This window comes from Alteromonas sp. ABH4_453 (genome assembly GCF_056160665.1).
Genome location: NZ_JBSWXP010000005.1, coordinates 221,974 through 244,641 on the forward strand (window position 1 = coordinate 221,974; position 22,668 = coordinate 244,641).

Here is a 22,668-nt window from a genome sequence, read left to right on the forward strand (position 1 = left end):
TTCTCTGAATAATGGTTTTTCCCTCGAATGGGAATTTAGAACTGATAGCGGCGCAATTGCATTTGCATGGTCTTTATTTGCTGCACTAGTGCTTCACAATTATCAACGACCTCTTTAGCGTAGTTTGTATTGGCTTGGCCTACCTGCTGGATACTGCTCACCCCTCTGTTTACATCGGCAGCAACTGAAGTTTGTCCTTCTGCCAAATTAGCGGCGTCCTCATTTAGCGCAGTGATTCTAGCGACAGCCTCTAGCGCTTGGTTTAACGACTCACCTGCGTGCTTAGTGGTTTCCACGGTCTTAAACGCGGTTTCTTTGTTTAGTTGCATTTTTTCAGAAGCAATACGGCTTCCTTGCTGTAGCCTTTCTATCATAATGCGGATCTCTTCCGTGGAAGCCTGCGTACGACTAGCTAGTGAACGCACTTCATCTGCAACCACAGCGAAGCCCCGCCCCTGTTCGCCTGCTCTGGCCGCTTCAATTGCCGCGTTGAGTGCAAGTAAGTTTGTTTGCTCTGCAATGTTTCTAATGACTTCCATAACGCCGCTGATTTCCTCGCTGGCCTGTGCTAGTTCATTGATTACTTCCACTGATGCGTCGAGGTCATTCGCTTGCGATTGGATATCTTTGATAGTTTCAGACAAAACGGTCACGCTGGTTCTTGTATCTGTATCAGCAGCACTAGCGGCGTCACTCGAGCTTCTTATAGTAGTAGAGACACTTTGTACGTTTTGCTGCATCATCGTAATCGCGTTGTCGATGGATTCGGTCTCTTGGCTAAGCTTCGAAACGGTCTCCTTAGAACTCATTGCAGTAGTATTCAGTGCTTCTGATTTTGCTAACATATTATCGGTGGCTTCATCCACGCTTTGAAGTGTTTGTTGTAGTTGAGCAAGTAAACCGTTAAAAGCTTTAGCCATGGTTCCAAACTCGTCACTGCGATTTGCCTCAAAGCGAAAAGTAAGATCGCCTTCACCCGTTGAAAGGTTGTTTACTACACCAATAAACTCATCGAGTGGTTTTCCAACGATATATTTCACTAATAACCAAACAGTGAGCAAAATCCCCCCGCTGGCCAGCACAATTTTAAGCACTACAGTTATCACCGAACTGCTAACCATCGCTGCTTTCTCGGAAGCTGACGCAGCTAATATGATGTCATAGCCCCATTTAGAAAAAGGCACCACTTCTACAATCCAATCTTCATTTTGATTCAATGCTTCGGTGACTTGCGCATCGTTAACATGCGATGAATGCATGCGAATGTTACCCTTGCCGTCTCTAAGCGCTACGAATCCATTCTCTAAAACATGACTCTGATTAATCGCTTGCTCTAGAACGTTAAGGTCTGCTGAATATCCCACATACCATATACCTATCACTTGCCCGCTTGCGTCGAACATAGGCTCATAACCTGTCAGATAGGGGCTACCTAGAATATCCACCGCACCGTAGTAAGCTTGCTGTTGGTTTATTTTCCGAATCGCTTTTCCTGACGGAGCTAATTTAGTGCCAATTGCTCGCTCGCCATTTTTAATGACGTTTGTGCTCACTCGGATGTAATCATCTCCGGTTTTACTGAAAAGCGTTGCTGTACCTCCCATAACACTGGTTAGTCCGTCAACTAATTCAAAATCGTTGGCTTGCGCAGCATTCCCCAGCCTTAACTCTAGTGCCTGTGTTGCTTTTACATTGATGTAGTCACCCTGATTGGGAGCACCTAAGGCTTCTCCTCGCTGCATCAGTAGCGCCATACTGTTTTTAACTCGCTCAAGCATAATGGCGTCGGTCACAGTTAGAATGTTGACTAAGCGGTCGGCAGTGTTTTTCTTCTGCTCTTTAACAAGCTCAGAAATAGACGACGACGTAGTTACCACAGTGATAATTGCTACAATCAGTGCGAACAAGGCAATGACTGCAGAAACCGAGAACAGAAATTTTCTTTGAATGGACATGCAACTTCTCAGGTTAACAGTTAGGTAATAACTCACTCCTTTGACTTTCGATCCACACCCTACACGCTAGCCTTTTCGTTTTAGCGGGCTCACGAGTTATTTTATAAATTTAGGCAATTTTTGTGTCAGTGCAAATTGCCCAAACGATTAATTTTTCAAAAATTTCCGAAAAAACAAAAATAGTGACTTTATTTGTACGTTACGACACCTTTTTTGAAATCTTGTCGCAATCTCACTTCATATGCACTTTACCGCCCACTATTTTAAGCGCGGGAACGCCCCGAATCATTGCTCTTCTGGCAAACTGAGCATTACAGGAGGAACAAACCCCTTCTTCATTAGTGTAATCTTCAACAATGCGTTCTTTGAAACACTTCACCAGCGCGCCTTTCCCTCCTTTTCGATACTTAAAAAGTTGGAACTTACATTTAGCGCAATAAATCTGCACGGTTCTGATCGGTCCTTTTGCATTAGGTTTCGCCATGAATATTTTTGTTCTCCATTTAAAAATTCATCTTTTGTTGAAGTGCGACAAATGGTAAATCTTGGTTATACTTCACAAAGGGTGATGTGCCCTATGGTAACAATAACTCTGCATTTAAGTATAAATACACAGGTAACTCATTATGCAGAGTAACTCTCGAAGGTAATATCAATGAAGATAATTGCAGCTCTGTTTTTTATTCTATCGGCACCACTTTATGCGGGTACCGCCGTAATTGTTAATGCTAGCAACAACTCGGGTATAGATATCGACACGGTAAAAAAAATATATCTAGGGAAAGTAAAAGCATTTCCAGATGGCAGCCGCGCAATCCCACTCACCTTTGAGCAGGGCAATACTGCTAGAGACGCTTTTAACAACAGTGTATTAGGAAAGTCAGAATCTCAATACTCTGCATTTTGGTCGAAGCTTGTATTTACCGGCCGTGGCACTCCACCTGAAATGATTGCAACGGAAGACGAGATGTTAAAGTTAGTTGCAACTAACCCGAACACAATTGGTTTCATTGACGAGAATAAAGTCGACGGCCAAGTTAAAGTTGTTGGTACATTTTAATTTCATCATCTCAATAAGCCTATTTGGAGTTCAGTGCGACAAGCCCTGCTTATATGGCGCACTGAACCAAAGCTGCTAGTCAGGATAGCTGGCAAGGTAGTTAATGTTCGCAAAAGCCATTATTACGTCTTTTGCAAAGTCGACCCTAGGGTGTCGCAACGCGCCTTTTTTCCATACCAGATAGATTTCGTTTTCAGGCCCACTCTTTCCAAGTGAGACGAGCTCACCTTTAGCAATCGCTTCTTTGCAAAGGTAATCAGGTAATACCGAATAGCCTATCCCTGCTTTAAGAATGCTGCTGATTGCACGAATATCTGGACATATTGCAGCTACAGGTGATTCGCATGGTGCATTGAACACTTCTGAAAAATACCGGCGAATAAGCGGTAGTTGCTCGTCATAGCTCACCACTTTGTGCTGGTTCAATACCGACGCCGTTATCTCTTTATCAGCAAGTAATTTACCTTGAACCCGGTTCATCACCAATATCAACCGCTCTTTATCTAACATCTGATATTCGTACATGGCGTCTGTTGGCTCAGAAGCGGTAATGGCAAGTTCAGCAACGTCACCTTCTAACAGTTGATAAGTGCTATTTTTATTACCCGTGTGGATAACCAAGTTTACTTTATCGGCTTGAAGCAAGTTGGCCAGCGCTGGACCCGCAACAAAACTCAAATATTCCGCAGGCCCCGCTAAGTGTAAGGTGCCGTGATCCGTTGATGCTCGGCTTCGGATAGACGCTACTTTTTGTTCCAATGTATCTATGTGGCTAGCTACCTGTAGCGCTAAATCATCAGCAATCGCCGTTGGCTCTACGCCTCTCGCTTTTCGCACAAACAATTCTTTACCGACAATATGTTCCATTGCCTGAATATGTGAGGTTACTGCTGGCTGAGACATATGAAGCCGCGCTGCTGCACGTGTGATGTTGCCGCTTCGATAAACTTCTACAAAGGTTTTTAGCTGTGTTAGGTAAGACATAATTCTCCACCCATCAGATTTTTGATGACTCATCATAATTTATCTGACTTCTGCTTTTAAACCAACAACTCTAAGATGCACTCACTTTCTAATGCGACAGGAAAAGCAAATGACGAAATCATCATCAATTCTATCACTAGCGATCATTGCTGGCTTATCACAGTCGGCGTATGCAGCCGACGCTCAGTCATCAAAAGCCAGTAAAGGCGAAGTGCTTGTTCTACTTTCAAGCGAAAATGTAATGCAGCTGGCAAAGGGCAAAACAGAGCCTACAGGTTACTACCTTAACGAGTTTGGCGTGCCGGCAAAGGCATTGGTAGATGCCGGCTACAAGCTAGTATTGGCAACACCAAAAGGTAATGCGCCTGCAGTAGATAAAAAGTCTGTTATTCCACAATACTTTGATGGCGGCGAATCACAAATGAGAGATATTCAAACGTTTGTTGCGTCGATAGATGGTATTAATGACACATTGTCACTAAGCGAAGTTATTGCAGATGGCCTTGATGAGTTTGAGGGTGTATTTATTCCAGGTGGGCACGCGCCACTTATCGACTTAGCAAACAACCCTCAGGTAGGCGAGATTTTGTCTCACTTTCATAGTGAAGGAAAACCCACTGCTGCGATCTGCCATGGTCCAATCGCCTTACTTTCTGGGCAATCTAACCCAAAGGCATTCGAACTAGCATTGAAATCAGGTGAGCAAGCCACATCTGACAGTTGGATTTATGAAGGCTACAAAATGACAATCTTCTCGACGCCGGAAGAAGAATATTTTGAAAGCACCTTAGACGATGCAACTTTATTATATTACCCAGCAGACGCAATGGCGCAAGCGGGTGGAAACATGGAATACAAAGAAATGTGGGCACCGAATGTAGTAGTAGACCGTGAACTTATTACTGGCCAAAACCCATTTTCTGACGAGCTGTTAGCTGAGAAGCTTTTACAACAGCTAAATTCACAAACTAATTAAGGACAGGCAACACGATGCTTAATTTTACATTTAAAAATCAAACCGAAATTTTGTTCGGCAAAGGACAACTAAGTGAAGTGTCTTCACGTTTGCCGGAACAAGCAAAAGTCCTCTTCTTGTATGGCGGCGGCTCAATTAAGAAAAATGGTATTTACGATAAAGTAAATACCGCGCTAGAAGGCGCCGATGTTATTGAGTTTCAGGGCGTTGAACCAAACCCTGAATTTGAAACACTCATGAAAGCAGTGAATGTAGCCCGTGAAAATGACGTGAACTTCATTCTTGCTGTTGGCGGCGGAAGTGTTATTGACGGCGCAAAGTTTGTTGCTGCAGCCGCTAACTTTGAAGGCGATCCGTGGGACATACTTGTTAAAGGCGCAGCGTTTGAAAACCCGTTACCTATTGGTGCAGTGCTTACATTGCCAGCAACAGGCTCTGAGAGCAACGGCAACTCGGTAGTAAACAAAAAAGAAACGTCACAAAAACGCGCGTTTTCATCGGAAACAGTACAGCCTGTATTTGCTGTGCTTGACCCTGAGTTCACGTATTCACTTCCGCCTCGTCAGGTTTCTAATGGTGTGGTCGATGCATTCGTACATGTCATTGAGCAGTACTTGACTTACCCAGTAAATGCACCGCTTCAAGACCGCTTTGCAGAAGGTATTTTACAAACCTTAGTTCAAGAAGGCCCTAAAGCGCTAGCGACACCTGAAGATTATGATGTGCGCGCGAACGTTATGTGGTCAGCAACCATGGCGCTAAATGGGCTAATCGGCAAAGGTGTACCACAAGACTGGGGCACCCACATGATTGGCCATGAACTCACTGCATTACACGGTTTAGATCACGCTGTAACCCTAGCAATCGTATTGCCATCACTAATGTTTGTGCAGCGCGACAAGAAACAGGAAAAAATTCTGCAGCTAGGCGAGCGCGTATTTGGTATTCAAGAAGATGACAAAGAAAAGGCTATCGACTTGACCATTAAAGCCGTACAAGACTTTTTCGAAACCATGCAGGTGAAAACCCGTTTGTCAGACTACAACATTGAGAAGTCGGCAATTGACGGTCTAATTTCGAACCTAGAACGCAACGGGTTAACGGCCCTTGGTGAGCATGGCGATATCGACCTGGCAAAAGCTCGCGAAATTTTAACCTTAGCGGCATAAACCAAGTTGCATATGGTACTAAATACATATGCATGTTGAACAATTAAGTACCTAGCATTGGCTGGGTACTTGTTATTCTTAATTTATTAGAGAGAAATATGACTGCACTATTTGAACAGTTTTCATTGAAAGACGTGACCCTTCGCAATCGTATTGCCGTGCCCCCTATGTGTCAGTACTCCGCAGAAGACGGTTTTACTAATCAGTGGCATGAAGCTAACTACCAATCATTTGCACGAGGCGGTGCAGGACTTGTCATTGTTGAAGCAACAGCGGTCTCTCCGGAAGGTCGCATAACGCCAAATTGTTTAGGCATTTGGAAAGACGAACACATAGACGGCTTGAAAAACATCGCTGATCGCATAAAAAGCCAAGGCGCTGTAGCAGGTATTCAAATAGCTCATGCCGGTCGCAAAGCCAGTGCTAACCGCCCGTGGGAAGGCGATGATCATATCCAGCCTACCGAAGAAAAAGGTTGGCAGCCAATTGGTCCGTCGGCAGAAGCCTTTGGCGCACATTTACCTGTTACCCCAACGGAAATGTCTAAAGCCGATATCGAACGTGTAAAGAATGATTTTGTAAAAGGCGCAGAGCGAGCCCTTGAAGCTGGCTATGAATGGCTTGAACTTCACTTTGCTCACGGTTATCTAGCTCAAAGCTTTTTCTCGAAACACGCTAATAAACGCACCGACGAATACGGCGGTGATGCACAAGGTCGCGGACGCTTCTTGCTTGAGACACTCGGCGCTGTGCGTAAAGTATGGCCAGAGAACCTGCCGTTGACTGTGCGCTTTGGCGTTATTGAATACGATGGTGAAGACGAGCAAACACTTAGCGAGTCTATTGAGCTTATAAAGCAGTTCAAAGAAATTGGCGCTGATTTTGTAAGTGTTAGCGTAGGTTTCAATACGCCCGATGCGAACATCCCATGGGGGCCCGCTTTCCTAGCACCTATTGCTAAGCGCGTTCGTGATGAAGCAGGTATTCCCGTAGCTACCGCTTGGGGTGTAGATACACCGGAACTTGCAAACGACACCGTTAAAAATGAACAGCTCGATGTAGTAATGGTAGGCAGAATGCACCTTACCAACCCACATTGGACTTACTTTGCTGCAAACCAGCTTGGCGTTGAGAAACCGTCGTGGGTAATGCCTGCGCCTTACGCACACTGGTTGGAGCGTTACGCGCCATCAGATGAAAGATAATTATTAATTTTAAAAACAGCATACCCACTGAGTTATGCTGTTTTTTTATAAGCGCTTCGCTTAATTTAACACGGTTTTCTTGCTCGCTTTTGTAGGCACTGAAGCGATAAAATCACACTGGGTATGCTGCCATCTAAGTGTTGTCAATAAGAGAAGCAACAAACGATTTCCACCGCCTCATCACGATATATTTCTTTGCGTAGGCGATGATTTAAACACTTTTGACAATTCGAAAGGGTCTTTATTTTGACGGTGATTTAATGCCGCTTCAGACCACCACTGCATCTGACTTAGCGCCCTTCCAAAATAAGCTTTCCAGCTTTCTTCTTTTTCACTGCTTGCACAACCTTCCTCATCAAATGCATCTTGTGCATGGGGCACATGGATCATTGCAGAAACAGGCAGGCAACCAAGCTCCGACAGAAAGGTTCGCATCCCAACGGCCGCGCGCATACCGCCCCACTGTCCTGCTGAATAAGTGGCAATTACGCTGGGTTTGAATGAATATAAAGAACTACCAAAATGATTAAGTAAATGCGCTAACGCGGGACTCATTGAGTGGTTATATTCGGGGCTTACCATTACATACCCGTCAGCAGATTCTATTTTTTCAGCCAGCGTTGATAACGCTTCGGGCGCTTTCCCTTGGACATAAGCAAAGTGAGGCTTGAACACTTCACCGGTTGAATAATCTAAAGGATCTATCAGTTCAAATTCGTGTTCAGCCATATTGTCTTTGCCCCAATTCAATATGGCTTTGGCGACTCGAAGGCCTAACCTTGCTGGCCTAGGTGGCGTACTGTCTCGTACGGTACCTAGAAAAATTAAGAATTTCATTTCGCATGCTCCTTATTAGGGCTGTTTGCGTAACAGGCTAGTAATTCTCGTAAAAAAGTACAACCGTTGCGCTATTGCGAGCATGCAGCATAAGGTCAATACACTAAAAGCCGTGATAAGTGACAAATTCTTCGTTATCGGCGCGAGTCGAGCGAACATCGTTTGCGGGAAAATCAGGGTCTGGATAACCTAGTGCTATACAAATCATAATGGCTTCATCATCAGGGATGTTAGCGTACTTATGTACCACGTCTGACTGCATTATCCCCTGCCCATTTATTACGCAGCCAAGCCCTAAATCCCAAGCAGCAAGAACAATACCGTAGGCCAAAGAGCCCAAGCCAAATTGCGTTATGCCAGCAGGCTCTAATGACTTATCGTAGGTCAGCACCAAAGAAACCGGTGCATCAAACTGACGGAAACCGCGCATCATCCAATCCATACGCTTTTCTTTGTCTTCACGGGCTATGCCCATTACATCGAATAACTGTATAGCTACATCAATTTGACGCTGACGATGAATACCCTCGTAGTCCTCTTTATAAGGAAAGTCTCGAACGTGAGGCTTACCTTCCAATGTGTTTTTGGTATTACCCTCGCGAATTTTATCTAACACATCACCAGTCACCGCATGGATTTTCCACGTTTGCGTATTGTATGACGACGGCGCCCACTTCGCTGCGTTAATAATGGCGTCTACTGTTTCCTTTGTTACCGGCTGCTTAGTAAACCCTCGAACACTTTTTCTTGATGCTGCAAACTCCGCAAAATTCATACACTTCCTTAAACGCGGTTATTAGAACTGTTGATTTAGAGTAAACACGAGAAGATATGTCATCAATAGGCAGGCATGCTTATTAAGATTGATTGTTTTTATAGATATATATAGAAAGTTGTAAACCCTTTCATAAAGCAACCCGTAGCAAAAGCATATCATGAGTCAAGCGCACATGATGTTTATGGACGTTTGGCTTTAAAAAAAGCATATGAAAGGAGTTTTATAATGGCTAAGAAACCGCAATTAACTACGTCGGCAGGCGCCCCTGTAGTAAGTAACGAAACCACTAAAACGGCCGGAGAGCGTGGCCCCGCCCTTTTACAAGATTATCAGCTCATTGAAAAGTTAGCCCACCAGAACCGTGAACGCATTCCAGAGCGCGTGGTACACGCCAAAGGCTGGGGAGCACAAGGCACATTTACGGTCACTCACGACATTACCGATTACACTTGCGCCGATTTATTTTCAGAAGTTGGTAAGCAAACTGAAGTACTTAGCCGCTGGTCAACAGTAGCGGGCGAGTCTGGTGCAGCTGATACCGAGCGGGATGTACGCGGCTTTAGCCTGAAGTTTTACACTGAGCAAGGCAACTGGGACATGGTAGGTAACAACACCCCTATCTTCTTCATTCGCGATGGATACAAATTCCCTGACTTTATCCGCACGCAAAAACGTCACCCGAAAACCAATTTACGCTCGCCGGAAGCTATGTTCGACTTTTGGGCCGCACAGCCAGAAAGCGTTCATCAAGTCACTATTTTAATGTCTGATCGCGGTATTCCCGTGTCTCCTATGCATATGAATGGCTATGGCAGTCACACCTTTAGCATGTGGAACAAAGACGGCAAACGTCACTGGGTGAAATTTCACTTCAAAACGCAGCAAGGCATCAAAAACTACACCAATGAGACCTCTGAAAAGATCATTGGCAGTACCCGTGAGAAATATCAGGAAGAGCTGTACAACGCCATAGAAGAAGGTAACTTTCCTAAATGGAAGCTGTACATTCAGGCTATGCCAGAAGAGGAAGCCGGACAGCAAAGCTATAACCCTTTTGACCTAACCAAGGTTTGGCCGCACGACGATTACCCGCTGATAGAAGTCGGCGAGTTAGAAATGAACAAAAATCCAGAAAACTATTTCCAGATGATTGAGAACGCGGCATTCAGCCCGTCGAACGTTGTGCCGGGCATTGGCTTTAGTCCCGACAAAATGCTTCAAGCACGTATTTTTTCGTATGCCGACGCACACCGCTACCGCTTGGGCACGCACTATGAAGCACTACCTGCTAATGCGCCCAAAAATAGCAAAGTAAACCACTATCATAAAGACGGCGCTATGCGCTTCTTTACCAATGATTTCGGTAACCCAGACGCTTATTATGAGCCAAACCAACATGAAGGCCCAGTCGCAGACTTTTCCGTAAAAGAGCCACCACTTCGTATTGATGGTGATGCCGACAGATATCATCAAGATGATGTTGATGTCGATTATGTGCAACCGCGTAAGCTGTACGAGATGTTTTCTGATGAACAAAAAGAACGGCTTTATAAAAACTATGCTGCAGCTATGGGCCCATGCTCTGATAGCGTTAAAGAACGCTGGTACGCTGTGTTAGAAAAAGTTCATCCAGATTACGCTGCAGGCGTACAAAATGCAGTAGAAAGCTTGGACACTGATGTAAACACGGTACCTATTACCGAAAATACACCTATTGAAGACAACTAAACCTGCTTCTAGTGATTTAAACTATATCTCCAAGTTGGTATCTATTGAGGGTATCAACTTGGTTCGCAGCCGGGCAATGTCAACAAACCTTTATTGGTTCAATCCTATCTCGGTAATCCAACAGTAGAGTTTTGTCAACAAATCCACACCATTCAACTTTAGAACAAATCTTATCTCGCAAATTTGCGATATTGTATTTTGTGGCTTACGTTTAAACCATACAATTGTTTTTAGCGCTGTGTATGTCATTATTCAAAAAGTCAAAAATTGAACAAAACACCCCTCGTTTAGCCCCATGGAAAATAGCCATTATCGATGATGAAGAAGGCGTCCACGAGGTTACCAAATTAACTCTACGCAAATTTAGTTTTGAAAAGCGTGGTGTAGAGTTTTTATCAGCTTACAGTGGAGAAGAAGGCTTAGCGCTGTTGAAGGCTAATCCTGATATCGCACTTGCGTTTGTTGATGTAGTAATGGAAACCGACGATGCCGGCTTAAAGCTAGTAGATGCTATTCGCAACGACCTCAAAAATCACGTCACTCGATTAATATTGCGAACAGGCCAGCCAGGGCAAGCCCCTGAAGAGGATGTTATCAGACGTTATGACATTAATGACTATAAAGCCAAGACAGAACTCTCCTCGCTAAAATTAAAATCATGCGTTTATACGGCGATTCGCTCTTATCGCGATATACAAACTATCGAAAAAGGCAAACGGGGTATGGAAGATGTACTGAAATCATCATCCTCTGTTTTAGCAAGTCAGTCACTAGCGCAATTTGGTACCGCTGTTCTGAAACAAACGCTCACCCTTCTTAATTTAAACAACTCAGTGCTTTACCTTTCAACACAGCACACCGATTTATATGGCGACACCAGCATGACAGTTTTGGGTGCAAGCGGAGACCTTATTGGACTTTGTGAACCCGGTATTTCGACCCGTATTCCCGAATCGATTGAAGAACAAGTTAAAAGCGTTCTGGCCAAAAAAGCGCACTACCAAAGCGATAACGTATTTATTGGTTATTACCCCACTGGTGAAGACAGCCATAATATTTTATACGTTAAACTCGACCAGCCTCTAGATGAAATGCAACGAAAGACATTAGAAATGTTTGCATCTAACGTGGCGGTAATTTTCCAAAACCTTACACAAAAAGAAGATATACAAAAAACGCAGAAAGAACTGATCATGGTGCTTAGCGATGCCATTGAAATGCGCAGTAAAGAAACCGGGGGGCACGTAAGACGCGTTATCCTAATGACAGAGTTTCTTGCTGAAAAGCTGCATATGAGCAAAGAGTTTATTGAAACCATCCGCTACTCTGCGGCCCTTCATGATGTAGGCAAAATTAGCATACCCGAATCCATATTGCATAAACCCGGGAAACTCGACCCCGATGAGTGGGAAATAATGAAAACCCACGCTCAAAAAGGTTACGAACTACTTGCAGATTCTGGCCGTATTGTCGCCAAAATGGGCGCAATTATTGCCAAAACGCACCACGAACGCTGGGACGGTAAAGGCTACCCTGACGGCTTGGCTGGCGACAATATACCAGTGGAAGGCCGTATTATGGCGATTGTTGACGTTGTCGACGCCCTTCTATCCAAACGGTGCTACAAACCTGCATGGAGCGTTGATGAGGTTAAAGCTTATCTTCAAGAGAATGCAGGTAAACAATTCGACCCGTTAATTACCCATATAATGCTAGAGCACTTCGACAGAATATTAGAAATCCGTGCAACAGAACCGGACGAAGATGAATGAAAGAGAAATTAGAGTTAATTTTACTGCGCGTTAGCCAAAGCCCTGACATTGATAAAGGCGAACTGGATGTTGCTTCAAGACTTATTATCAACTCTATGTGCGAAGGTTTGGAAATTACTCGGGCAGGCATTTGGTTATATGACGAAAACCAAACGCTAGTGCAATGCACACTACTTATAGACAAAGGAAACGATCTCGATAACGAGAGCTTAGTGCTAACCCGAAAGGATTTTCCCCACTATTTTGAAGCGCTCGACTCAGGTAGAACAATTGCTGCCCACGATGCGATAACTGATGTTGCAACTTTTGAGTTTGCTGAAGTGTATTTAACGCCTCTGGGTATAAGCTCTATGCTGGATGTGCCTATTCGCCACCGCGGAAAGATGATTGGGATAATATGTTGTGAGCACCAGGGCAAGGCTCGACAATGGCTTGACGATGAAATGGTTTTTGCTGCATCGCTTGCCGATCTTTACGGGCGTGCGGTAAGTGCTAACGAGCGTGCTGACTATGAGCAACAGCTTATAGAAGCAAACCAGAATCTTGAACAAAAAGTCATAGATCGCACTACCGAACTTGAGGCTGCCCAAGAAAAGCTTGTTGAATCAGAGAAAATGGCAGCCTTAGGCAACTTGGTAGCAGGTATTGCTCACGAAGTTAATACGCCATTGGGCATTGCACTTACCTCGGTAAGTAACTGCAAGGAAGAGCTCAAAAGTATTTATCAAGATTTCGAGAATGGCGAGTTAACAGAAGAGGGTTTTAAAGACTTTGAAGAGATATGTTCTGAGGGTTTATCACTAGCGGAAGCCAGCTTAATGCGGGCCGCAAACTTAGTACAAGATTTTAAGCGAACCTCTGCGGACCAAACCTCACTAGAAATTGAAGAAATCACGCTAGATGAATATATCCCTAGGGTTTGTAATCCATTGAAGCCTATGCTTCGCAAAGAGCAAATCGAGCTTAGCATTGATGTGCCCTCTGATTTAGTTATCACGACATGTCCGGGCATTATTGCTCAACTATTAACGAATTTAATATCGAACGCTCAGCGTCACGCCTTTGACCCATCAGTAAATAATGAAGTGAATAAAGTTGCCGTAACCTGCGGCAAAAATGAAAAAGGTATTGTAATAAGCGTTCAAGACAACGGAAAAGGCATTCCTGCAGAACTTCATAAAAAAGTATTTGAGCCTTTTTATACAACGGCCCGCGATAAAGGTGGTACGGGTTTAGGCTTAAACATTTTATACAATCTTGTTCGACAGAAATTTAACGGTGAGATTGATTTGGTATCGTCGCCTGGTGAAGGAACCACAATTACAGTTTGTATACCCGTTGAAAGCTAGTGTAGTTGTTCCTGTATAAACCATTTATCTTCCCAAGATAAATTTGAAAGCGCGCCATGGTTTAAATGTCGCGCTTACGACAGTTCAAAAACCTCACATAAGGCAGGCTAAGAATAAAACAATAATAAGGGCATGTCGTAATGCAACTTTCACAATGGCGTAGTTCAGGCCAATTCCTAAGCGTTAACAATCAGCAAATTTTCTACAAAACCCAAGGCAAAGGGCCTGTGCTGTTGTTAATTCATGGGTATCCTACTGCGAGTTTCGACTGGGTTAAGTTATGGCCTTCACTTACAAAGAAATTTCACTGCGTAACACTCGATATGTTGGGGTTTGGTTTTAGCACCAAAGCCCCCAAAAAATACAAAATAATAGAACAAGCAGCGGTGATAGAAGCAGTAATGAAACATCTTCAAATTACGCATGCTCACGTTCTATCTCACGATTACGGTGATACCGTTGCGCAGGAGTTAATGGCCCGTCAGTTAGATGGTAACCTCGTGTTTCGTATGGAGTCGCTGCATTTGCTAAATGGCGGCCTTTTTCCTGAAACCCATCAAGCATTACCCATTCAAAAGCTATTACTTTCCCCTATTGGCGGGCTGCTTATTCCTTTTTTAAGCAAAAATGCGATTCGAAAAAGCATGCACAACATTTTTGGCCCAAACACGCCCCCTTCAGATCAAGACATCAATGATTTTTGGGCGCTTATTACTGAAAAAAGTGGTCACAAATACATGCACTTGCTTTTGGACTATATGAAACAGCGCAAGCAATACCGAGAACGTTGGGTAGGTGCACTTCAAAATGCTGACGTTGCGGTTCGACTAACTGCTGGCATGGCTGACCCCATTTCTGGTGCACACATGGTCAAAAGGTATAAGGAACTTGTACCCAATGCTGACACAGTAGAACTTGTTGATATAGGACATTATCCGCAGATTGAAAGTGCTGAATTGGTTTTAGAGTCTGTTCAGGAGTTTCTGAGAAAATAATTTTATGCTTACAATATTAAGCTTGATGCAAAAAGCGACAAGGGTAAGATGATGATTATCTGAACTGTAAGACGCTTTTTTTAAACTATTATGTACGCTTCAAGCATGAACAAAATCATTCCCGCCGTGAGCTTTAAGCGTTTTAATATTGAGTTTATAACGCCAATTTATGCCATCCGCAGATTTGTGCAATGTATCTGGGTCAATGATCGCCCAATAGGGTCTTCCACTACCCTAAAGGAAAAGTTTTATCCCGACGCGGGTGCAAGTTTGACTTTCTATATCGATCAAACAACGTGTGAGGCAAAACTGTTTTACCACACAAAAGTTTGTGCCATGCCTTGGAAACTGTCAGGTAGGCAAATCAGCATAAGATTGAAGCCTGGTGCATTAAGACGTCTTTTCGGGGTTCAGTTCGATAGTACTGAAAACCATCAAATAAACATCACCGATATTGGAGCCAAACATCTTGCTTCGTATCGACAACTACAAGAATCTCTTACCGGCAAAACTATCGCCATTCAGTGCTTGGCCATTCAGAGGTGGCTGGAACGTATTATCGAAAATTGCGATACTCGGGTACAGAAATGGGAGCACATGCTTTATCAGTCAGCAAATTTACTGGTACCCCCGCAAAGTCTTGCTGACCAATTTGGTGTGAGTCGAAGAACGCTTGAGCGTCAATTCAATGCTAATTTTGGATTCTCGCCAAACAAACTTCACAAGTTCGCTCAAATACGTCGAGCACGCTATCTACTTGGGAGTGTTTCCAATCAACTAAGCGAAGTTGCTTTAGCGTGTGGTTATTTCGATCAAGCACACTTTACCCATGCCTTTAGCGCCTTTGCATTAGAAACACCACATCAATATAGAGCGCGAAAATTGTCGCAAATTTACAATAAGCCATAATACCAAACACTTATAGTTCTCTCTGAACGAAAGGAGATAACTATGAACAATCGTATAACGCAATCTGAATTCTACTCTGAATACCCTCATATTCTTGAACATTTACAAGGTTTGGTTAAACCTTCCTCTAAAAGCCTACTAAGCCACAAAATTCTGCATTTAGTCAGGCTGCGCGCGTCACAAATTAATCAATGTGGCTTCTGCCAACATATGCATACCGACGAAGCGAGAAAATCTAATGAAAACCAGGCGAGGCTAGATGTGCTATCAGCGTGGAAAGAGTTGGATTGTTTTAATAACGAGGAGCGGGTTGCCCTTGAATGGACCGAAGCCTTAACGCTTATTCACTCCTCGACCATTACCGAAGAACTTTATAACACTGTAGAAAATGTATTTGGAAAACAAGGGTTGGTAGAATTGACGTCTGTAATACTTCAAATCAACAGCTGGAATCGCATTTCAGTGAGCCTCAAGTTTCAACCGAAAATCTGTCTAGTAAAGTCTGGTCGATTCACTGACAGTATCGTGCGCAAGTGAAGTGAAAACTATAACTCTCAATGAAAACAAAGAAAACGCTTTCATTGAGAGACCTATTGCCTTGAACATTTTTAAGTTATGGGCAAAAAAATCTGGTCGTTATAGGGGAGCATGTTATGGCAAGTTCGTTGAAAAAGAATTTCCGGTTCTGATATGTTTATGTTGTATGCATCTCCCATTCTCTGCCGAAAACAATAGAAGAATAGCTAACCCAATCTCCGCTTTACGCTCATAGCCGACTTCTGTCACTCAAAGGCGCGGCTACGAAGTATTCCGGCAATCGCGACTTTCTATGTTTGATACAAATAATTATTAAGCACATCAACTAACTCAAGCGCTTCACTTTTTGACAGATAAGGTATCTTTACAGTTCTAGCCCAAAAGAAAGTTTTACCCGTCTTTAGTTTCACATGTGAAAAAGGCATAGCCAACATTCTGTTATCCTTCCGGTTCGGGATGGGAGTCAAAAATTCTACATCTCGATACAGAGTTTCACTGTCTAGAGCTTTAATCTCACCTTTTACTTTTGCGGCAGCAATTAAGCCGCACCATTCGTGTGAAAAGAAAACAATATCGTCTACATGAATATCGTGAACAAACTGCTTTGAATCACCATATGCTTCAAGACGACTATTATCTATCATCGACCAAATAGAGTTCTCGTTCCAACGACGATTTGTGTCGAATATTACGCCTTTTACATCTCTTGGGTTCTTGTGTTGATCATGTGGAAGTGCAAAGAATTCAAAGTAATATTCTCCAGCAAGTTCATAAATCCTATATGGTAGGAAATAAATAGACATACCATTTTTCTTCCAGTAATCAACGTGAGAAATTAGTGATTGATCGGCTGCACTGCCGATAACTAATAGATGTTGTTTATTGTTAATTTTTTCAGGCTCTAGTTCGTGCTCAAGGCCGAAAGCTTCTTTGTGAACTTGAACTAGAGACATTTCGTTTTGACTATGCCGTATAAATTTTTCTTCTAATTTTTGGTAGCTCAATTGACCAGCATTTTGCATGTATCTTAGAGCTTGATTGACGGCGTCTTCCCCATCAGTTGAACGCTTTAAGATAAACAATAATAATTCACCTATTTCATTGAGAGCATATATATCCGCTCCTATTGGCCGCTGCTTTCGCTGAAACGCAGGCATTAATCTAGCTTCTTCAAACAATACATCTAAAATACTACTTGCAATTAAGTTCTCTAGATTATCCGCAAGCTTTCCAAAACTCGAAAAGTCTTTAAACTCCAAAGGTTCTAATTTCTTAAAAAGGTTGGCTTGTTCTTCTATTTTGTAGAGCATTTTTGCACTCCTTCGAGTGATCATTCAGTAAGGTAAGGTATAGTGATTAAAAGGCGCGACAATATGTGTCGCACGTGTAAGGACGAATTGAGATGAGTCAGATAACAGAACGGAATACGCTAAGTCGCCAGTGGGAAATCTTGAGACTCTTACCTTCAGTTGGAGTAGGCATATCGGCCAGAGAACTAGTAGAAAGGCTTACAAGCTTAGGTTTTAATGTTTCAAAGCGTACTGTAGAGCGAGATTTAAATGAGCTGTCTCGACAATTTCCGTTGCTCTGTAATGACAAAAGTAGACCTTATGGCTGGCGCTGGATGGATAATGCTTCGTTTGATATACCTAATCTCAGCATCAGTGATTGTGTTTCCCTGGCAATAACCGAAGAAGTTATCGCTCCACTACTACCACCCTCGGTTTTAAGACCATTAAAGCCACGTTTCGAATATGCTAAAAAACATTTGCAAGAAGCTAGTCGAGATCATGCTCTTGCTCAATGGACGGATAAAGTCGCCATTCGAACACCATCAATGCCGTTACTCCCTCCAGCTATTGACGGACAAGTCCTTAACATTATCCAGAGTGCTCTGCTAGATGATAAGCAAGTGAAAGTTGTTTATTCGGGTGTTTGGGCGGAAGAGGCTAAAACACTCGTGTTACACCCCCTCGGGTTGATTCAGCGAGGTAAGATACTTTATTTAGCTGCCACAGCATTTAGTTACAAAGATGTCCGGTTATATGCGTTACAGAGAATAAATGTCGCTGAACAGCTGGAGGACAATATTGATAAGCCAGTGAATTTTTCGTTGCAACATTATATAGATTCTGGTGCTGCTGAATTTAGTTTGAGTGGTGACATTGCTTTTGAAGCTCGAATTCATCGTTCGGTCATCAACTATCTTTTTGAGACTCCGCTATCGCATGATATGCAGGTTAAAGAAACTAATACTGACTGGCTTGACCTTACTGCCACCGTCAAGGATTCTTGGCAGTTCAGATGGTGGCTACGTTCACAAGGGAGCAGTATTGAAGTGCTTGCACCTACGAATTTGCGACAAGCAATTAAAAATGAAGTCACCGCATTATCTAATTTGTATAAAGTCGATAATTTTTAATATATGCGACAAATTATGACGCAGTTTAGGTGTAAGTTTTGTGTATAAGTTGAAAGGATAAAGGATTAAGTAATGACGAAGCGCCAGTTAAATGAAAAATTCAAACAATTTGCATGTTCCCACTACGGCTGTGATGGTGGAAATTTAGATTCGAGTGTTTGGGTATGTGGCTTGGAATGGGGAACGGAGTTTAAAGACTTAGCTGATCTAGAAAAGACAATGGAGGGACCCTTCAATGTGGGCAACTGGGATGGTCAGGTACAAGAGCGTCTTAAATATCAATACAATAATAAGATTGCCTGGCTATACAGTTATCTCTATGACTGGAAACATGGGCACAAAGAACAAGCTGTTAAACACAAGCTTATGTGCTCGGATGGCATTGGATTTAAAATGAACGCTTTTCCTATTTCTTTCAAAAATCGCTCCAGTGTATCTTGGAATAGCGATATGGCTAAGCTCATAGGACTGCATTCTTTCGACGTTTATATAGAATGGTGTATATCACATCGAGGGCGTTTCTTTCAAAGCTTAGTAAAAAAACATAGTCCGCGAGTAATAGTATGTACCGGCAAAGGCTCGATGATGTCCTTTTTTCGCTTTTTCGACTGCGATTTGACGACTGTAGACGACGGTGAAATGTTCAATGTTGCGCGTTGCAATGACAATAACACTCTCGTGTTTGTTGTTCCATTCTTTGGTGGTGCTTCGGGTATAAATAGTTTCGACAAAATGGCTACGCTGGCAAGTAATATATCTAAGTACGCTGATAATACCTTGGGCTCAACCGACTGGAAGTAAAGGAGCATGCGAAAGCTGAGTATACACTTTGCTTCTTAGGCCTCTGCCTTTTGCGATGGGGAGTATATCGCCTAAGGGTCTGCACTACGCACTGAAACGCGGCAGGAAAAATAATGTAAACACATAAACTTATGACATTTAAATATCTTTCAGGTTAGGTCTCAGAGCACATGTGCGACCTCTAGTTCAGATATAAGCAACTACAGCTAAACGCGCAACCTAAAAATTGAAATCAATGGTTTTAGAAACTTTGAAAATTATCGAATAAGAGTGATGACCCATTGCGGATGGGATGGTGTTATCAATCGTGTAAGGTGAATGCTTATCCCCCGTTTATGGGGTAGAGACGTTTTTCTCCGATAAAGAAACAAACCAGAGTCTTTTCTTCTGAGATACGTATCGTCCATTAGTTAAAACCATTGCCAAATCAGCTGCTATTGAGCCTTAAGGTGACCCCAGAAGTGACCCTATTGGTGACCCTATAGAAGCTTGTATATGAATTGATAAGAGAGATTCTGAGTGATGAAACGCTTGTAAGTCAAGCCACTCAAGGGTGAGAGAGAAGTTGGTCGGTGTGAGAGGATTTGAACCTCCGACCCCTGACACCCCATGACAGTGCGCTACCAGGCTGCGCTACACACCGACCGAAAGAGCGAGTAATACTACTCAAATTTGTTCACAATGCAACGAGAATTAGCAATAAGTCTGTTTAAGCGCTCAATTGCTAACCATCTTTGCAAATTTCTGCATTAAAACACCTAGTTGCCGGTTTTTTTGATATCAGGCTAACGTAACGTAGCACACTGCAGTTACAACTAAGGCCACCAGCACGTTCAGCATTATTCCCTCTCTTGCCATGGTTTTAATATCGAACTTTTCAGTTGAGTACGCAATGGCGTTCGGTGCTGTCGCTACTGGCAGCATAAAGGCGCAACTTGCGCTTATGGCCGCCGGTATCATGAGTAATTTGGGGTCTACGCCAACCGCCATACCCGCCGCCGCAAGAATTGGCATTAGCAGCGTAGAGGTCGCGGTATTTGAGGTAATTTCCGTTAGAAAAGTTACAAACAAGCAAATGCCTAGTATAAGAAGTAATACCGGTAAGGTTGCAAGACCTGTCAACCAAGAGCCCATTAATACGCTTAAACCCGACGACATAAACGCTTTCGCAATACAAATTCCACCCGCGAACAAAAGCAGCATCCCCCACGGAATATCGTTCGCGGTTTTCCAATCTAGCAGCTTGTCACGGTTTCCTTTTGCGTCTATTTCACCGTGGTCATTGCCGCTATTGGTGAAAAACATGGCAGCAACACCCGCAACGGCTATAGTGCTATCACTAATAGTAGTTACGCCTATCCATGCAGTCCAAAAAGGTCTAAATATCCATGCCATTGCAACCGTACCAAAAATGGCAAGTACACGCTTTTCGGCTTTTGTCCATGCACTAGGTACCGGCAAATCTATGTTGCCCACTTCTTTAATTCCGCGCGCTAACCACAAGGCCATGATAGGCACACCTAAAACAACAATCGGTACGCCAGTTTTCATCCAGTCAATAAAGCTGTACTCCATACCTTGTGTTTCTTCATACACGCTCATAAAGATAATATTAGGCGGTGTGCCAATTGGCGTCCCTACCCCGCCTAAACTTGCTGAATAAGCGATACCCAAAATGAGGGCTACGCCAAATCGGGGGTGATCAACCGCGTTGATAATGGCAATGGCCATTGGCAACATCATTAACACCGTGGCGGTGTTACTAATCCACATACTAAGGACGGCGGTGGTCAGCATAAAGCCCATTACCAGTTTTAGCGGGCTGCCGCTGCCTGTTATACGCAGCATGTAAATAGCAAACCGCTTGTGTAAGTTGGCACGTTCTAGCCCTTTTGAAAGCATGAAAGCCGCCATTAATAAAATAATGACATGACTTCCCAAGGCAGACGCAGCTTCGCTGTGAGACAACACACCAAATAGCGGGAATAGCGCGAAGGGTAAAAGCGAGGTAGCGGGAATGGGCAACGCTTCGGTTACCCAAAGTACTGCTACAAAAAGAGTGATAGCTGCAGTAAATACAATTTCACTGGGCTGATTTACAGCCCACAAGCCCATACCGCTTAGAACAGAGGCGATAAACGCAAAAAGAATAATACTATTCTTACGTGTTGGCTGCCGTTGTAGAGTATCTGAAGAAGGTTCAGGATTTGTGTGCATTGCGCTTCCCGTTACTAATCGCTTTATTATAAGTGCTAGGGCCTTAGCTATTGGCCCTTTTTATTGCTCTTATATTTTCTATCAGTAATTAGCGGGAAACGCACGAGGCTTTTCCAAAAATTTGTTTTTGGTTGTTTTACTTACTTTCGTCGTCAGACGAGATTCGGCTGGCTACTGCACCGGCTTGGCCTTTATATTTCGCATCAACTCTGGCGTTATAAGGTTTTTCAGCTGGCGCTGATAGTACTTCAAAGCTTAGTGCCCCTATTTTCATTTTAGGGCGAAGCGCTAGGGGTAATTTACCGCTGTTGTAAAACTCAAGAACAATGTTGCCCGACCAACCTGGGTCGATTCTATGCGCCGTCACGTGAACCATTAAGCCCAAACGTGCGAGCGAAGAGCGCCCGTCTAGCCAGCCAACGATATTATCCGGCAGCGTTACCGACTCGTGGGTAATAGCAAGCGCTAGTTCACCAGGGTGTAGAAAGAAGGCTTTACCCTCTTCTAGTTCAATTTCGTCGCTCATCACGTGGTCCAGCGCTTCTTGTACCTGCGCTTTTGGACCACTTAAATCGATAAACGGTGCTTGATGATCTTCAAACACACGAAATTTGTTACCAAGGCGGATATCTACCGTTACACCGCTAATCTGATCATAATTAGGTGTAGGTTCAATTTTTATTTTCCCATCTTGAAGATGTTGATAGATATCGCGGTCGCACAAGCGCATGGTGTATTCCTCATTTCGTTAGGCCGCTATTATGCGTATGTCATCGCATGCATTCAACTGCTCAAAGGCTTGTTTTATCTGCTTTTGCGCAATTTTTATAAAGTTTTAGTCAATTTTAAATTTAAGCACCAGAACTTAATCTATTTTTCCTTGGTTCAGCATCTAGCTAGGCTTTGAACTGAACGAACACCTCTACTGTGCGTCACCTGTATTACTTAACCCTACCTTCTCTTACATTGTTGCC

General features: G+C 43.3%; 20 protein-coding genes and 1 tRNA gene. 12 read left to right on the plus strand and 9 right to left on the minus strand.

Annotated elements, in window-relative coordinates; translation table 11 throughout:
- Positions 1-35: 35 nt before the first annotated feature.
- Both ACXAGV_RS11715 and ACXAGV_RS11720 read right to left on the minus strand, forming a co-directional pair.
- A complete protein-coding gene (locus tag ACXAGV_RS11715; protein ID WP_474873411.1) occupies positions 36-1,955 on the minus strand; it encodes a methyl-accepting chemotaxis protein in 1,920 nt (639 codons plus the stop codon).
- 232 nt (positions 1,956-2,187) lie between these two features.
- Positions 2,188-2,439, minus strand: a complete 252-nt coding sequence (locus ACXAGV_RS11720; RefSeq protein WP_474873412.1) for a hypothetical protein — start codon at positions 2,437-2,439, stop codon at positions 2,188-2,190.
- 171 nt (positions 2,440-2,610) lie between these two features.
- Here ACXAGV_RS11720 and ACXAGV_RS11725 point away from each other — a divergent pair, with 171 nt between their 5' ends.
- The gene (locus ACXAGV_RS11725) at positions 2,611-3,015 is read left to right on the plus strand and encodes a type 2 periplasmic-binding domain-containing protein (RefSeq protein ID WP_474873413.1); all 405 of its coding nucleotides are present in this window, start codon (positions 2,611-2,613) and stop codon (positions 3,013-3,015) included.
- A 75-nt stretch (positions 3,016-3,090) separates the two neighbouring features.
- Here ACXAGV_RS11725 and ACXAGV_RS11730 read toward each other — a convergent pair whose 3' ends face one another.
- Positions 3,091-3,999, minus strand: coding sequence for a LysR family transcriptional regulator (locus ACXAGV_RS11730; RefSeq protein ID WP_474873414.1), 909 nt, complete (start codon positions 3,997-3,999; stop codon positions 3,091-3,093).
- 109 nt (positions 4,000-4,108) lie between these two features.
- Between ACXAGV_RS11730 and ACXAGV_RS11735 the strand changes: the two genes are divergently transcribed.
- From ACXAGV_RS11735 to ACXAGV_RS11745, 3 genes are all read left to right on the plus strand, one after another.
- Positions 4,109-4,975, plus strand: coding sequence for a type 1 glutamine amidotransferase domain-containing protein (locus ACXAGV_RS11735; protein ID WP_474873415.1), 867 nt, complete (start codon positions 4,109-4,111; stop codon positions 4,973-4,975).
- Positions 4,976-4,989: 14 nt separating this feature from the next.
- Positions 4,990-6,144: an iron-containing alcohol dehydrogenase gene (locus ACXAGV_RS11740; protein ID WP_474873416.1), complete on the plus strand. Its 1,155-nt coding sequence runs from the start codon at positions 4,990-4,992 to the stop codon at positions 6,142-6,144.
- A 98-nt stretch (positions 6,145-6,242) separates the two neighbouring features.
- Positions 6,243-7,349 (plus strand): NADH:flavin oxidoreductase/NADH oxidase, encoded by a 1,107-nt coding sequence (locus ACXAGV_RS11745; protein ID WP_474873417.1) that lies wholly within the window; start codon positions 6,243-6,245, stop codon positions 7,347-7,349.
- A 180-nt stretch (positions 7,350-7,529) separates the two neighbouring features.
- Here the strand turns inward: ACXAGV_RS11745 and ACXAGV_RS11750 are convergent, their stop codons facing one another.
- Both ACXAGV_RS11750 and ACXAGV_RS11755 read right to left on the minus strand, forming a co-directional pair.
- Entirely contained in the window at positions 7,530-8,186 is a 657-nt protein-coding gene (locus ACXAGV_RS11750) for an NADPH-dependent FMN reductase (RefSeq protein ID WP_474873418.1), read from the minus strand.
- Positions 8,187-8,289: 103 nt separating this feature from the next.
- A complete protein-coding gene (locus ACXAGV_RS11755) occupies positions 8,290-8,961 on the minus strand; it encodes a nitroreductase (RefSeq protein WP_474873419.1) in 672 nt (223 codons plus the stop codon).
- Between the two features lie 228 nt (positions 8,962-9,189).
- Between ACXAGV_RS11755 and ACXAGV_RS11760 the strand changes: the two genes are divergently transcribed.
- The 6 genes from ACXAGV_RS11760 to ACXAGV_RS11785 all read left to right on the plus strand — a co-directional run bounded on the left by ACXAGV_RS11760 (position 9,190) and on the right by ACXAGV_RS11785 (position 16,254).
- Positions 9,190-10,692, plus strand: a complete 1,503-nt coding sequence (locus tag ACXAGV_RS11760) for a catalase (RefSeq protein WP_474873420.1) — start codon at positions 9,190-9,192, stop codon at positions 10,690-10,692.
- Positions 10,693-10,934: 242 nt separating this feature from the next.
- A complete protein-coding gene (locus ACXAGV_RS11765; protein WP_474873421.1) occupies positions 10,935-12,464 on the plus strand; it encodes a DUF3369 domain-containing protein in 1,530 nt (509 codons plus the stop codon).
- Entirely contained in the window at positions 12,461-13,813 is a 1,353-nt protein-coding gene (locus tag ACXAGV_RS11770; RefSeq protein WP_474873422.1) for a sensor histidine kinase, read from the plus strand. The genes ACXAGV_RS11765 and ACXAGV_RS11770 overlap by 4 nt, the downstream gene beginning before the upstream one ends.
- 140 nt (positions 13,814-13,953) lie before the next feature.
- On the plus strand, positions 13,954-14,808 hold the full coding sequence (locus ACXAGV_RS11775) for an alpha/beta fold hydrolase (protein ID WP_474873423.1): 855 nt from the start codon (positions 13,954-13,956) through the stop codon (positions 14,806-14,808).
- Between the two features lie 105 nt (positions 14,809-14,913).
- Positions 14,914-15,717: an AraC family transcriptional regulator gene (locus tag ACXAGV_RS11780; RefSeq protein WP_474873424.1), complete on the plus strand. Its 804-nt coding sequence runs from the start codon at positions 14,914-14,916 to the stop codon at positions 15,715-15,717.
- Between the two features lie 42 nt (positions 15,718-15,759).
- On the plus strand, positions 15,760-16,254 hold the full coding sequence (locus tag ACXAGV_RS11785) for a carboxymuconolactone decarboxylase family protein (protein ID WP_474873425.1): 495 nt from the start codon (positions 15,760-15,762) through the stop codon (positions 16,252-16,254).
- Between the two features lie 290 nt (positions 16,255-16,544).
- Here the strand turns inward: ACXAGV_RS11785 and ACXAGV_RS11790 are convergent, their stop codons facing one another.
- Entirely contained in the window at positions 16,545-17,564 is a 1,020-nt protein-coding gene (locus tag ACXAGV_RS11790) for a PDDEXK family nuclease (RefSeq protein ID WP_474873426.1), read from the minus strand.
- Between the two features lie 92 nt (positions 17,565-17,656).
- Here ACXAGV_RS11790 and ACXAGV_RS11795 point away from each other — a divergent pair, with 92 nt between their 5' ends.
- Together ACXAGV_RS11795 and ACXAGV_RS11800 are read left to right on the plus strand one after the other, a co-directional pair.
- A complete protein-coding gene (locus tag ACXAGV_RS11795; protein ID WP_474873427.1) occupies positions 17,657-18,676 on the plus strand; it encodes a helix-turn-helix transcriptional regulator in 1,020 nt (339 codons plus the stop codon).
- A 72-nt stretch (positions 18,677-18,748) separates the two neighbouring features.
- Positions 18,749-19,477, plus strand: a complete 729-nt coding sequence (locus tag ACXAGV_RS11800; protein ID WP_474873428.1) for a hypothetical protein — start codon at positions 18,749-18,751, stop codon at positions 19,475-19,477.
- Between the two features lie 566 nt (positions 19,478-20,043).
- Here the strand turns inward: ACXAGV_RS11800 and ACXAGV_RS11805 are convergent.
- From ACXAGV_RS11805 to dcd, 3 genes are all read right to left on the minus strand, one after another.
- Positions 20,044-20,120: transfer RNA gene (locus ACXAGV_RS11805), tRNA-Pro, on the minus strand.
- Between the two features lie 137 nt (positions 20,121-20,257).
- Positions 20,258-21,694, minus strand: a complete 1,437-nt coding sequence (locus ACXAGV_RS11810; RefSeq protein ID WP_474873429.1) for an SLC13 family permease — start codon at positions 21,692-21,694, stop codon at positions 20,258-20,260.
- 136 nt (positions 21,695-21,830) lie between these two features.
- Positions 21,831-22,424: a dCTP deaminase gene (gene dcd / locus ACXAGV_RS11815; RefSeq protein ID WP_071815166.1), complete on the minus strand. Its 594-nt coding sequence runs from the start codon at positions 22,422-22,424 to the stop codon at positions 21,831-21,833.
- Positions 22,425-22,668 lie beyond the last annotated feature (244 nt).

Coding starts and splice junctions, on each gene's coding strand:
- ACXAGV_RS11765 (WP_474873421.1), top strand. CDS start 10,935: ATGTCATTATTCAAAAAGTCAAAAATTGAACAAAACACCCCTCGTTTA.
- ACXAGV_RS11755 (WP_474873419.1), bottom strand. CDS start 8,961: ATGAATTTTGCGGAGTTTGCAGCATCAAGAAAAAGTGTTCGAGGGTTT.
- ACXAGV_RS11730 (WP_474873414.1), bottom strand. CDS start 3,999: ATGTCTTACCTAACACAGCTAAAAACCTTTGTAGAAGTTTATCGAAGC.
- ACXAGV_RS11745 (WP_474873417.1), top strand. CDS start 6,243: ATGACTGCACTATTTGAACAGTTTTCATTGAAAGACGTGACCCTTCGC.
- ACXAGV_RS11790 (WP_474873426.1), bottom strand. CDS start 17,564: ATGCTCTACAAAATAGAAGAACAAGCCAACCTTTTTAAGAAATTAGAA.
- ACXAGV_RS11780 (WP_474873424.1), top strand. CDS start 14,914: ATGAACAAAATCATTCCCGCCGTGAGCTTTAAGCGTTTTAATATTGAG.
- ACXAGV_RS11795 (WP_474873427.1), top strand. CDS start 17,657: ATGAGTCAGATAACAGAACGGAATACGCTAAGTCGCCAGTGGGAAATC.
- ACXAGV_RS11810 (WP_474873429.1), bottom strand. CDS start 21,694: ATGCACACAAATCCTGAACCTTCTTCAGATACTCTACAACGGCAGCCA.
- ACXAGV_RS11735 (WP_474873415.1), top strand. CDS start 4,109: ATGACGAAATCATCATCAATTCTATCACTAGCGATCATTGCTGGCTTA.
- ACXAGV_RS11725 (WP_474873413.1), top strand. CDS start 2,611: ATGAAGATAATTGCAGCTCTGTTTTTTATTCTATCGGCACCACTTTAT.
- ACXAGV_RS11720 (WP_474873412.1), bottom strand. CDS start 2,439: ATGGCGAAACCTAATGCAAAAGGACCGATCAGAACCGTGCAGATTTAT.
- dcd (WP_071815166.1), bottom strand. CDS start 22,424: ATGCGCTTGTGCGACCGCGATATCTATCAACATCTTCAAGATGGGAAA.
- ACXAGV_RS11750 (WP_474873418.1), bottom strand. CDS start 8,186: ATGAAATTCTTAATTTTTCTAGGTACCGTACGAGACAGTACGCCACCT.
- ACXAGV_RS11715 (WP_474873411.1), bottom strand. CDS start 1,955: ATGTCCATTCAAAGAAAATTTCTGTTCTCGGTTTCTGCAGTCATTGCC.
- ACXAGV_RS11800 (WP_474873428.1), top strand. CDS start 18,749: ATGACGAAGCGCCAGTTAAATGAAAAATTCAAACAATTTGCATGTTCC.
- ACXAGV_RS11785 (WP_474873425.1), top strand. CDS start 15,760: ATGAACAATCGTATAACGCAATCTGAATTCTACTCTGAATACCCTCAT.
- ACXAGV_RS11760 (WP_474873420.1), top strand. CDS start 9,190: ATGGCTAAGAAACCGCAATTAACTACGTCGGCAGGCGCCCCTGTAGTA.
- ACXAGV_RS11775 (WP_474873423.1), top strand. CDS start 13,954: ATGCAACTTTCACAATGGCGTAGTTCAGGCCAATTCCTAAGCGTTAAC.
- ACXAGV_RS11770 (WP_474873422.1), top strand. CDS start 12,461: ATGAAAGAGAAATTAGAGTTAATTTTACTGCGCGTTAGCCAAAGCCCT.
- ACXAGV_RS11740 (WP_474873416.1), top strand. CDS start 4,990: ATGCTTAATTTTACATTTAAAAATCAAACCGAAATTTTGTTCGGCAAA.